The organism is Parabacteroides sp. ZJ-118, from assembly GCF_011038785.1.
GTDB lineage: Bacteria > Bacteroidota > Bacteroidia > Bacteroidales > Tannerellaceae > Parabacteroides.
Map to the genome: position 1 here is coordinate 37,327 of NZ_JAAKDT010000022.1, position 12,352 is coordinate 49,678.

12 protein-coding genes are annotated in these 12,352 nt (G+C 46.4%); 8 read left to right on the forward strand and 4 right to left on the reverse strand.

Annotation, left to right across the window (positions count from 1 at the left end):
- Positions 1-14: 14 nt before the first annotated feature.
- The 4 genes from G7Y39_RS07500 to G7Y39_RS07515 form a co-directional block, all read right to left on the reverse strand.
- The gene (locus G7Y39_RS07500; protein ID WP_165156592.1) at positions 15-1,670 is read right to left on the reverse strand and encodes a peptide MFS transporter; all 1,656 of its coding nucleotides are present in this window, start codon (positions 1,668-1,670) and stop codon (positions 15-17) included.
- A 26-nt stretch (positions 1,671-1,696) separates the two neighbouring features.
- Positions 1,697-2,764: a DUF4831 family protein gene (locus tag G7Y39_RS07505; RefSeq protein ID WP_165156594.1), complete on the reverse strand. Its 1,068-nt coding sequence runs from the start codon at positions 2,762-2,764 to the stop codon at positions 1,697-1,699.
- 135 nt (positions 2,765-2,899) lie between these two features.
- A complete protein-coding gene (locus tag G7Y39_RS07510; RefSeq protein ID WP_165156596.1) occupies positions 2,900-4,414 on the reverse strand; it encodes a Gfo/Idh/MocA family oxidoreductase in 1,515 nt (504 codons plus the stop codon).
- 191 nt (positions 4,415-4,605) lie between these two features.
- A complete protein-coding gene (locus G7Y39_RS07515; protein WP_165156598.1) occupies positions 4,606-6,117 on the reverse strand; it encodes an NAD(P)H-hydrate dehydratase in 1,512 nt (503 codons plus the stop codon).
- A gap of 123 nt (positions 6,118-6,240) precedes the next feature.
- On the opposite strand from G7Y39_RS07515, the gene G7Y39_RS07520 reads away from it, so the two are divergent.
- From G7Y39_RS07520 to rny, 8 genes are all read left to right on the forward strand, one after another.
- Positions 6,241-6,777, forward strand: coding sequence for a phosphoribosyltransferase (locus tag G7Y39_RS07520; protein WP_165156600.1), 537 nt, complete (start codon positions 6,241-6,243; stop codon positions 6,775-6,777).
- Between the two features lie 37 nt (positions 6,778-6,814).
- Entirely contained in the window at positions 6,815-7,387 is a 573-nt protein-coding gene (locus G7Y39_RS07525; RefSeq protein WP_165156602.1) for an adenylate kinase, read from the forward strand.
- Between the two features lie 15 nt (positions 7,388-7,402).
- Positions 7,403-8,563 (forward strand): GTPase ObgE, encoded by a 1,161-nt coding sequence (gene obgE / locus G7Y39_RS07530; RefSeq protein ID WP_165156604.1) that lies wholly within the window; start codon positions 7,403-7,405, stop codon positions 8,561-8,563.
- Between the two features lie 38 nt (positions 8,564-8,601).
- Positions 8,602-9,291, forward strand: a complete 690-nt coding sequence (locus tag G7Y39_RS07535; RefSeq protein ID WP_165156606.1) for a B3/4 domain-containing protein — start codon at positions 8,602-8,604, stop codon at positions 9,289-9,291.
- Positions 9,292-9,413: 122 nt separating this feature from the next.
- The gene (locus G7Y39_RS07540) at positions 9,414-9,614 is read left to right on the forward strand and encodes a winged helix-turn-helix domain-containing protein (protein WP_165156608.1); all 201 of its coding nucleotides are present in this window, start codon (positions 9,414-9,416) and stop codon (positions 9,612-9,614) included.
- A 148-nt stretch (positions 9,615-9,762) separates the two neighbouring features.
- Positions 9,763-10,056: a hypothetical protein gene (locus tag G7Y39_RS07545; RefSeq protein WP_165156610.1), complete on the forward strand. Its 294-nt coding sequence runs from the start codon at positions 9,763-9,765 to the stop codon at positions 10,054-10,056.
- 5 nt (positions 10,057-10,061) lie between these two features.
- Entirely contained in the window at positions 10,062-10,358 is a 297-nt protein-coding gene (locus G7Y39_RS07550; protein WP_165156612.1) for a cell division protein ZapA, read from the forward strand.
- A 104-nt stretch (positions 10,359-10,462) separates the two neighbouring features.
- A complete protein-coding gene (gene rny / locus G7Y39_RS07555; protein WP_165156614.1) occupies positions 10,463-12,001 on the forward strand; it encodes a ribonuclease Y in 1,539 nt (512 codons plus the stop codon).
- The last annotated feature ends 351 nt before the right edge of the window (positions 12,002-12,352 follow it).

A 12,352-nucleotide genomic window follows, 5' to 3' on the forward strand; every position in this document is an offset into this window, starting at 1 on the left:
TTACTTCTCAATTATCAAGCCACTTTCTCCAGTTTCTTCATGATAGAAAACATGAACAACGCAGACAGTAAGCAAAGAACGATCAACACGCTCCATACCATCCATAACTGCATGCCTCCCCACAAATAGCCGATGATGGCGACCAGATAGTTGCCGATAGCCGTAGCCACGAACCATCCACCCATCATCATACCTTTATATTTAGGAGGAGCCACTTTGGATACGAAAGAGATACCCATCGGAGAAAGCAATAATTCGGCGAAGGTCAATACCAGATAAGTCGAGATCAACCAGTTTGGAGAAACCAATACCTGCAATTTGCTATCCGCCGCTAAAGCGTCCGGTGTAGGCAAACCCGTAGAACCGATCGCCAAGATCAAGAAACCGCAAGCGGCGATCATCATACCCAATCCGATCTTACGAGGAGCGGACGGCTCTTTCTTCTTATTAGCCAGATAACCAAAGATCGCCAATGATACCGGAGTCAATACAACCACGAAGAACGGGTTAAATTGCTGGAAGGTCTGCGGAAGGATCGTTACGGTTTCCGGCATAGCCATATATTTGATACCTAGAGCGGCTAATGCGGCCACGGTCACGATGCCGGCGACCGTTTTGCCTTTGCTCGTTGTGGATTGTGCGATAGCAAATCCTCCATACACGGCGATAACCAATAATGTTAAGTTAATCACATCAAAGCCGATACGATCCAGTCCGGTCACTTGGTTGACCGTATAGTCACGAGCGAAGAACGTCATTGTCAGACCGTTTTGATGGAAAGCCATCCAGAAGAACAATACCACGGCGAATACCAGCAGCAAGGCGGTGATACGTTGTTTTGTCTCGGCGGGTGACAATTCCTCTTGCGGAGCATGGGCAGCCTCTGCCTGTTTGGTGTTGACATCCGCATGCTTAAAGGTAGAGCGGAATCCCATATAGATAGCCATCGATACGATTAATGAGATACAAGCCACACCGAATCCATAGTTGTATGCCTCAGACAACTTCTCGATATAGGTGGAACAGAACGTAGCCATATCACCGGTGAAACCTTGTGCGCTTTGCAGAGTGGCGAGTACCTCTTTGTTCTCTGCGGAGATCGTTCCGTTTAAGAATTGGTGAGCGAGCGCCGGGATTTGTGACTCGTAGAAAAGGTTGTACTTACCCAACATCCAGTCTGTCATTTTAGTGGCTGCCGTAGGTGCGTACATGGCACCGATATTGATCGCCATATAGAACAAACTAAAGGCTTGGTCACGTTTACTTCTGTATTCCGGTGCATCATACAGATTCCCTACCATCACTTGTAAGTTACCTTTAAATAATCCGGTGCCGCAAGCGATCAGAGCGAGCGATCCGAACATCATGATTTTTCCCGAGGCGGCATCTGTTGGGATGGCTAATAAAAGATAACCGACAAACATGATGATGATACCCGAGGTAACCATCTTTCCATAGCCGAATTTATCGGCCATCATACCGCCAATCAATGGCATAAAATACACGAACGCTAAGAAGCTAGCGAAAATCGTTGATGTCTCAGCGGCCGTATAGCCGAATTTCGCTTGCAAGAATAATGTGAAAATCGCAAGCATAGTGTAATAACCGAAGCGTTCGCCCGTGTTTGCGAGCGCTAGAGCATAGAGACCTTTAGGTTGTCCTTGTAACATGTGTTTTAAATAATATTAGTTTATACTTATTGAATAATTTGCTTTATTGCACCGGTTTCCGGATAGAAAAGAACCTTGACGGGGGCTTTCTTATCTTCAAACATAACAGGAGCTAATCCTTCCCGTGTCCCGAATTGGGTGATTTGAACCTCTCCTTTGTAGAGTGTTTTTTTGTCCATTCGTATTTCTATGCGGGCTTTGCCTGGGACATTGTAGACGATTCCTCTCAATGATTTGTCTTTCTTCTCAGCCTCCTTGGCATCTAGAATCGGAGCTCTTTCTGTCGCTTTCAGGCTCATATAGACAGGGATACCGCCCAAATCATCAGCGTCTACGATACCTAGTTGCTTGGAGAAACGGAACAAAACTTCTTTATCCAAGTCATCGTGAGGGATAATGCTTACCTCATAATGCTCGGTTTCTTTGGTCAAGATCCCGGTAAAAAGGTTTGTCAATGCTTTTTCTTGCTCTTCCAACTGCTGGATCACCAGTTTCATGGATTCACCATCGGGAGGTAAATTATCCGCTTCCCCGGTCAAGATATTCAAACGGCTTTCTCGAATACGGTAAATTTGCTTAGCGGCTACCTCTGCTTGCTTTGCCGTAGACCCAGCCATCAGTAGCTCTTCGGAGAATACGGATGCGTCCGTTACTTTCTGTTGGGTGCCTTTATTTTTCTTTACGGCATCAAGCTCCGACTCTACCGGTGTATATTCTGCGTTTATCGAGCATAATAGTCCATCTTCAGTAAGGCAAGCGTAGGGGGCAACCGTGCCTTGCTTGAATTCTACGATATAGGTATTATCCGCATCGGGTAATCCCCGGTTGATCAGACTGATTTTTCCGAGATCGAAATAAACCTTGTCTTCGGTGACCGCATCTTTCACGCCTAAATACTTCTCAGTATATTGATAGTAAGGCCCGGCTTTGCAGGTCACTTTCGTCACTTCGGCATCAACGACCAGCGAGGTTTTGGGTAATGAGTAGGTGATTCCGAAATTATTTGCTTTTATGGCGTTCTTTTTCACTACCTTGGTTTGTGCCATAAGCGGCATCCCGAGAAGTAAACTAGCTATAATGATTATATTCTTCATATCCCAGTTTATTTAATCTGTATATTATTGCGCAAAACTATGAAATATTTTGCGTAAAACCAATTGGAAACATTAGAAAAGTGGAGCGTACATATAGGAACTTAGCAAGTGGCTGCGTCCGGAAATATTAAAAGGTTATCTTGGCATATCCGGCAAAGAAAAACCGTTGTTATACGTATGCTTGATCCATTCGTTGGCCATCTCCGCAGCGTTAAACTCAGCGAAGCGACGGTCGAAACGAGGGTCTCCGTCAATTACCTTGAAATCATCCACCGTGACGATCTTGATCTTATCGTTTGGGGAGATGTTCGTAAACCGCATATTCTCTCCATCCCATTGCAACTCACGATGCAAACCTTGCAGTCCGGAGAGGCGAACGGCCAAAACTCCCATCACGACCATCTCGTTGAATGGACCGGAGAACTGGAAATTGGAAGAGGCCTCCGTACGATTTTCCGGGGATTCCTTGCAAGCGCGGATCCAGTCTTGCTCGTGGGCGTTGGTAGACCAGATGTCTCCATTGCCGCCTTTCACTCTCGGGATCGTAGGTTTGGGCTGGTTGAAATGCTCCATGTCGGAAACCGGTAATAGGGTCGGGTTCATTCCGTAACAGCCTGTCATGATTTTTCCTTTTGTACCAATGAAGATGATACCGCCGTTCTCGTCGCCCATCATCTGTCCATCTTTCAATTCTTCCGGACGGGGGGGCATCAGACCGCCATCGTACCAATAGACCTTCACTTCCGGCATCTTGACATTCCCTTTGGGCGGACGTGCGGGGAATGTATAGGTTACGATCTGTGCGTGAGGAGGGGAGTACAGGTTACTCAAAGTAGAGCTGCCGATTACGTTGGTCGGATATTTTAAGTCGAGTGCCCAATACAACGGGTCCATGATATGGCAAGCCATATCGCCTAAGGCTCCGGTTCCGAAGTCCCACCATCCACGCCAGTTCCAAGGGGTATAAACCGGATTATAAGGCCGCTTTTGAGCCGGGCCGATCCATAAATCCCAATCCAGAGTCTTCGGACACTTTGGGGTATCGCTCGGTTTCACCAAGCCTTGGGGCCAGATAGGGCGGTCTGTCCAACAATGTACCTCATATACATCGCCGATTACGCCGGACTGTATCCATTCTGAGATCTGCCGGCACCAGTCGAATGAGTTACCTTGGTTACCCATCTGAGTGGCTACCTTATATTTCTTTGCCAGTTTGGTAAGCAAACGCGATTCGTAAACGGAGTGGGTGAGCGGTTTTTGTGTATAGCAATGTTTTCCTAGTGTGATTGCGTGGGCGGTTACGCCGGCATGTGAATGGTCTGGAGTGGCAACCATAATCGCATCGATAGACTTACCCATTTCATCGAACATGACACGCCAGTCTTTAAAGCGTTTAGCCTTCGGGTAATCCTTGAAAGTCTTGTCCGCATAATGCCAATCTACATCGCATAAAGCTACGATATTTTCCGTGTTCATATTGGCTAGGTTCCGACGTCCCATACCGCCGATACCGATACCCGCGATATTCAGTTTGTCACTGGGAGCTGTATAACCAAAGGATTTACCGAGCACGGAACCCGGAACGATCGTTAGTCCGGCTGCCGCTACGGCTCCGGTTTTGAGGAAACTTCTTCTCGAAATGTTTTTCATAACTATTAAATTTTAAGAAAACGATATACTATAGTGTTCGTAAATGAAGGTTGCGCCAAAGAACCTTGATGCCGCCACTATTTTCCCGTCTCGTCCGGGATCTGTATCCTGTCATATGATGTAGCCAAACGGTGCTATAAGAGTTATTGTAGCAAACGAAAGTAAAAACGCCCGTTTTGTTTTTGCTGGATTCATTTGATTTGCTTAAACGCTTTTCCGAGCATATCTGTGATATCGCTGGCGATCATGCTCTCTTCCGAATGGAAGGCGGCTGCGAGATCACCGGCTGTGCCGTGCAAGAATACGCCGACTACGGCGGCAGTCTCAGGAGAATAACCTTGCGCCAATAAACTGAGGATGATACCCGTCAGTACATCTCCGCTACCAGCGGTTGCCATACCCGGATTTCCGCAACTATTGAAATAAATGTTTCCTGCTGGAGAACAGATAGCGGTATAAGCACCTTTCAATACGATACAAATCTTATGTTCGGTGGCGAAAGATTGCGCTTTCATCAAACGGTCGTATGCGTTCGTGCTCTCGCCTGCTATCCGGTCGAACTCCTTCGGATGGGGAGTAAGGATACTTCGTGGCGGGATCTTATTGAATAAGTCCTTGTTAGACGCCATAATATTAATAGCGTCCGCATCGATAACGACCGGTTTTGCGCTGGATTGCAGGAGGCGTTCGATCACGGCTGCGGATTCCAAGTGTTGTCCGAGTCCTGGTCCCATACCGATAGCGGAGTAGCTACCGATTTCGGGAACCGTAGAGAAATAATCCGGATTTGCGTCAAAACTTAACATCGCTTCCGGGAAAGCGGTTTGGAAGATCGATTCGCCTCGGGTTGGGATATGTACGGTCAATAGTCCGGCTCCACTTCGTAAACAGGCCTTTGCGGATAATAGGGCGGCTCCCATTTTTCCTTTACTTCCGGCGATCAACAGGGCATGTCCGAATGTTCCTTTGTGTGAGAAACGTTTGCGAGACTTTAACGAATAGGATATATCTTCTTCCGTGACCAATGAGTAAGGCGAGTCCGTCTCATAAATCGCGTCCGGATGGATTCCGATATCCAGTATTTTCCACTCGCCTACGTATTGTTCATTCTCTGGGAAAAGAAACGCCAGTTTTGGGAAACCGAATGTCAAGGTTAGGCTGGCCTTGATGATCGCCTCCGAGTCATTTTTTCGATTATCTTCTCCGAATAAGCCTGAAGGAATATCGATCGCTACGACTTCTGCCTCGGATTGGTTAATATAATTGACCATAGCGGCGAAACCTCCAGTGAGAGGACGGTTTAATCCCGAACCGAACAAGCCATCGATCACCACGTCTCGGTCGGTTAGCGTCGGCGGTTCAAAGTCTCGGACCACTTCCGTAAATTCAATTCGTTCGATGTCGAGCAGACGCTGCTTGTTTTGCTCGCACTCTACGGACAGATGCTCCGTCGGGTTGAATAAATAGGTCTCTACCCGGTATGATTCCTCGTTCAAAAGGCGGGCGATAGCTAAAGCGTCGGCTCCGTTGTTGCCTTGACCGGCGAAAATCACGATGCGTATTTGCTTGGAGTAGCGCCGGCAAAACTCATGGACGAACATCGTGGCGGCACGTTCCACTAAGTCGATCGAGCTGATTGGTTCGTGTTGAATCGTATATTGGTCGAGCTCCTTTACCTTGTCTGTTGCGAATATCTTAATCATAATTCTAAATGTCTGGGGTTTTATTCTGCTTACAAATGTATAACAAACTTTGGTATGTTGCTACACTTTTTTGCGCATCGCCGAAAAAGTTGTACATTTGTCCCTTCGAAAACCGAAAGATTTATGGACAGGATTCGTCTAAAAGACAAAGAATTTGAACTGTTTATTCCAGAGTCGGATATTCAGGCGGCTATCGCTAAAATGGCCGTTCAGATTAAAGCGGATGTGGAAGGGAAGAATCCCCTATTCGTGGGTGTGCTAAACGGGGCTTTTATGTTTGTCGCCGAGCTGATGCGTGAGTTAGATGTCCCGTATGAACTGACATTCGCTCGTTATTCCTCGTATCAAGGAACTTCCAGTACGGGCATATTGAATGAGGTCATGCCTGTGCAGGCTGATATTCGTGGACGTGTGGTGATCTTGTTGGAAGACATTATCGATACGGGCCTTACGATGAGCTACGTGATGGAGAAGCTTCGGAGTGAGGGTGCCGCTGATGTGAGATTGGCAACAATGCTTTTCAAGCCGGAATCCTTAAAATGTGAATTGACCCCGAATTATGTAGGCTTGCAGATTCCCGCTGATTTTATCGTGGGACATGGTTTGGATTATGATGAGTTGGGCCGTTCGTATAAGGATATCTACAAGGTCGTGGAATAAAGTAGTATACATTAATACATAATAAAGAAACAGTCGTATGTTGAACGTGGTTATTTTTGGTGCTCCCGGTTCAGGTAAGGGAACACAAAGTGAGCTGATTATTAAAGAATACGGTTTGGATCATATCTCTACTGGCGACGTGTTGCGTGGTGAGATGAAGGCTGAGACTGAACTGGGTAAGATCGCTAAAGATTATATCGAGAAGGGACAATTGGTTCCGGACGAGCTGATCGTTGATATGTTGGCGAATGTATTGGATAGCAAGAAGCCTGCCAAGGGCGTAATCTTCGATGGTTTCCCTCGTACGATCCCTCAAGCAAAGGCTTTGAAGAAGATGTTGAACGAGCGTGGAACCGATGTTTCCATCATGTTGAACCTTCAAGTAGAGGAAGAGGAGTTGATCAAGCGTTTATTGGAGCGTGGTAAAGTATCCGGACGTTCTGACGATAACTTGGAGACCATCAAATCCAGACTGGATGTTTACCATACCCAAACAGCTCCCTTGGCAGACTACTATGTAGGCGAAGGCAAGCACGTAGCCATCAAAGGTATGGGAACAATCGAGGAAATCTTCGGTCGTATCAAAGAGGCGATTAATAACGTGAAGTAATTGAGATAAACTGATATGGCTGAATCGAACTTTGTAGATTATGTCAAGATCTATTGTCGCTCGGGAAAGGGCGGAAGAGGGTCTTCTCACTTCCGTCGTGAGAAATACATTCCGAAAGGAGGTCCCGACGGGGGCGATGGAGGGAGAGGAGGTCATGTGTATCTCCGTGGCAACCGGAATTACTGGACGCTCCTTCATTTGAAATATGAGCGTCATATCATGGCTACCCATGGAGAGAGTGGTGGTGCGAAGCGTAGCTCGGGCAAAGACGGGGAGGATCGGGTAATCGAGGTCCCTTGCGGTACGGTCGTTTACGACGCTGAGACCGGCGAGTTTATCTGCGATGTTACGGAAGACGGTCAGCAGGTGATGTTGCTGAAAGGCGGTCGTGGCGGCCTGGGAAATTTTAATTTCAAGACGGCTACCAATCAAGCGCCCCGTTATTCGCAACCGGGTGAGCCTGCATTGGAACGTACGGTGATTCTTCAGTTGAAGTTGCTGGCCGATGTTGGTTTGGTAGGCTTCCCCAATGCGGGTAAATCTACTTTGCTTTCTGTCGTATCCGCCGCTAAGCCAAAAATCGCCAATTATCCTTTTACTACGTTGGAGCCTAATTTAGGCATCGTGAGTTATCGCGATAACCGTTCGTTCGTAATGGCCGATATACCGGGTATTATCGAAGGAGCGAGCGAGGGTAAAGGCTTGGGACTGCGTTTCTTGCGCCATATCGAGCGTAACTCGTTATTATTGTTCATGGTTCCCGTGGATGCGGATGATATCAAAAAAGAGTACGAGATCTTGCATAATGAGTTGGTGAAATATAATCCGGAATTGCTGGATAAACGCCGTGTACTGGCGATCACCAAGAGCGATATGCTGGATGAGGAATTGATCGAGGCTTTGTCGCAAGACTTGCCGGAGGGAATACCGTATGTCTTTATATCTTCTATCACAGGGCTGAATATCGTCGAGCTGAAAGACCTTTTATGGAAAGAGCTGAATAAGGAGAATTTCCATGAGGCTGAGCGAATTGTTCATAAGAGCATAGATGTAAGTACGTTGGAGTTTGAGGATGATGATGAATACATCTTCCCCGTGGATGAGAATGAGGACGACCCGGATGAGGAATACGAGGAATATTGGGACGATGATGAAGATGAGTATACAAGAAAATAAGCAAATAGAGGTGTCATGGGATCAAACGTATAATAGACATGATTTCAATCACTCTTTCATCTGAGATATCGGAGGCTTGCCCCGATCTTCATGTGTTGGCTATCGCTTGCCAAGTAAAGAATACGGAGCCCGATGAGCGGCTTTGGGAAGAAATAACCCGTGTTGAGGAGGAGATCCGCTCTACCTGTAGGATAGAGGATATTAATAAGTGGAGCCCTATTTCCGCTACCCGTCAGGCTTATAAACGTCTGGGGAAAGATCCGAACCGGTATCGCCCTTCCGCCGAGGCGTTAAGACGGCGAATCCTTCGCGGACTTCCTTTATATAAGATAGATACCTTAGTGGATATCATCAACCTGGTTTCTATCCGTAGTGGTTATTCTATCGGAGGATTTGATGCGGATAAGATTGTCGGCGGATTGGAACTGGGTGTTGGAAAAGAGGGGGAGCTTTATCACGGTATCGGGCGAGGTGAATTGAACATCGCCGGTCTGCCAGTCTACCGGGATGCGATAGCGGGTGTCGGAACGCCTACCAGTGATGAGGAGCGCACTAAGATAGAAAGGTCGACTACTTCATTGTTAATGATTCTGAATGGTTATTCCGGTAAGGAGGGCTTATTGGATGCGGGTCGTTATTCGATCGACTTATTAAGAAGATATGTTTCAGCGGTAAACGTGGAAGCGGAACTAATATGCCGAGAAAGCGGAGGAAAAATAACGTTATAATCGTGTTAAATTTGTTTATAAAGTAAAAAATCCCCGTCTTTTATGCTAAAAAACATCTATAATCTTTTGTTTTAACCATTTAATCTATAAATTTGTCCCCTGTAATCAAATGTTATCATAAAATGATCGAGTTAATTGGTACGAATGCCGGCCTTGTATGGAACGCTTTAAATGAAGGCGGCAAAATGAGTTTTAAGGCAGTGAAGAAAGCCACGAAGATTAAAGCGGAAAAGGATATGTACGCCGCTTTGGGCTGGTTGGCAAAAGAAGGCAAATTGGCTTTCGAGGAGATTGAAGGTGAAATGTACGTTTCTTTGGTGTAAACAAGAGGGACGTTTACAAGAATTAGGGAGGGCTGTTCGATTTTTGGACGGCCTTTTTATTTACCCGTACGTTTTCTGTCAAAATAATTAAGGCTATTGTTGGTTAATTCAATTCAAAAACTTACTTTTGTGTAGAATTTGGTGTGAAATGACCGAAGATCATAAGAGATTGTTAGCTGTGTTTGAGGTTAGGGTTCGAGATTTGATGGTGTTATGCGATCAGCAGAAACGTAGAATTGACGAACTTACAGCTGCTTTGAGCCTTAAAGACGAGGAGTTGCGGCAGGCGAAGGATATGATTGACGGATTGAATGCCAAATGTGATAACATGCTAACAGCGCGAATTGTTTCCACGAATGAGGAAGAGATAAGGAACGCCCGGATGCGGTTATCGAAGTTAGTGCGGGAAGTAGACAAGTGCATCGCACTTTTAAATGAATAAAAGCGATGGACGAAGAATTTCTTATAAACATTGATATTGCCGGAAAGAAGTATCCCCTTCTGATTAACCGGGCGAGAGAAGAGCTTTATCGTAAGGCAGCGAAGTCGCTTCAATCGAAGGTTTTTGCGTATAGTGAAAATTATAACAAGAATGGGGAGTTGGATACGAAAGACTTGTTAGCAATGGCTGCTTTTGACCTTGCGCTGCAAAATGTGGAGTTGAGGGAGCGGAATGAGACAAGTCCTTTTACGGATAAGATACAGGAGCTTACAACTGAGTTGGAAGGATATCTGAAGAAGTAATACCTATTGTAAGAAGAGAGTTTTCCGCACTGCTTTACACGGTGAGACCGTGTGATGGAGTGCTTTTTTGTATATAAATAAATGAATCTTAAATTATTAGTTAAATGGTTGGAATGTATATAATCATACCGATAGTAACCTTCATCATTGGCGGGTTGCTTGCGTGGCTGGGCATGCGTTTCCTTCTGAAGTCGAAGTACGACTCTGTGCTTCAAGAGGCGGAAAAGGAGGCCGAGGTGATAAAGAAAAACAAGATGCTGGAAGTGAAGGAGAAGTTCCTTCATTTGAAAGCAGACTTGGAAAAACAGGTATCACAGCGTAACGCTAAGATCCAGTCTGTTGAGACTAAATTGAAGCAAAGAGAACTGACGATGAATCAACGTCAGGAAGAGTTGCAGCGTAAGAATAACGAGGTAGAGGCTGTGAAGGAAAATTTATCTTCCCAGTTGGAGTTGGTGGAGAAGAAGAAGCAAGACTTGGATAAACTTCATCAGAAGGAAGTGGAGCATTTGGAGGCTATCTCCGGGTTGTCCGCAGAGGAAGCCAAAGAGCGTTTGATCGAGTCCTTAAAAGATGAGGCAAAGACGCAAGCCGCTTCTTACGTCAACGAGATCGTTGAGGAGGCGAAGATGACCGCTAATAAGGAGGCGAAAAAGATCGTGATCCAGTCTATCCAGCGTGTAGCGACGGAGACGGCTATCGAAAACTCTATCACCGTGTTCCATATTGAATCGGATGAGATCAAAGGCCGTATCATCGGTCGCGAGGGACGTAATATCCGTGCTTTGGAGGCCGCTACCGGTATTGAAATCGTGGTGGATGATACGCCAGAGGCGATCGTTCTTTCCGGATTCGACCCGGTTCGCCGTGAGATCGCTCGTTTGGCCTTGCATCAATTGGTGCAGGATGGCCGTATCCATCCGGCTCGTATCGAGGAGGTGGTAACGAAGGTGAAGAAACAAGTGGAAGACGAGGTCGTAGAGACTGGTAAGCGTACCGTGATCGATTTGGGTGTACACGGTTTGCATCCGGAATTGATCCGTATGATCGGAAAGATGAAGTATCGTTCCTCTTATGGACAAAACTTGTTGCAACATGCTCGTGAGACGGCCAACCTTTGTGCCGTGATGGCTTCTGAATTGGGCTTGAACCCGAAGAAAGCGAAACGTGCCGGATTGTTACATGATATTGGTAAAGTGCCCGACGACGAGCCGGAATTGCCGCACGCAATCTTGGGCATGAAGCTTTGTGAAAAATATAAGGAGAAACCGGATATTTGCAATGCCGTAGGCGCTCATCACGATGAGGTGGAGATGCAGACGCTATTGGCTCCGATCGTACAGGTTTGCGACGCTATTTCAGGCGCACGTCCGGGCGCACGTCGCGAGATCGTTGAGGCTTATATCAAGCGCTTGAACGATTTGGAACAATTGGCTTTATCGTATCCGGGTGTTGTCAAGACTTACGCTATTCAAGCGGGTAGAGAGTTGCGCGTAATTGTTGGTGCTGATAAGATTGATGATAAGGATACTGAGAACCTGTCCGCTGAGATCGCTAAGAAGATTCAAGATGAGATGACTTATCCGGGACAGGTTAAGATCACGGTGATTCGTGAGACTCGTGCGGTAAGCTACGCAAAGTAATAAAATCGCTTTGAGAGATATATACAAAAGGCCGGCTTGTGTGAGTCGGCCTTTTGTAGTATGACGGGCATGCCATACATCTGTGGTGAAAGTCCATGCGGGGCGTGGTTGCCGACGAACCCCAAAGCGACTTGCATTAGGCAGGAAAACCTATTTTGTTTCCCTACCTGCTCGATTTATTTGATCTCCAACTCGAAGGCAGGCGATGAGGGGGCTTATCGCCTGTAAGCGTCCAAGCACAGCCTGAGTAAAACCGACTACATTCGCGGCTGTAACATTAATCTTGATAAATTATGTATTACAGCAACGAAGATTTTGAAAACTTTTACATTCGCTACAAGGCGGAGGGTC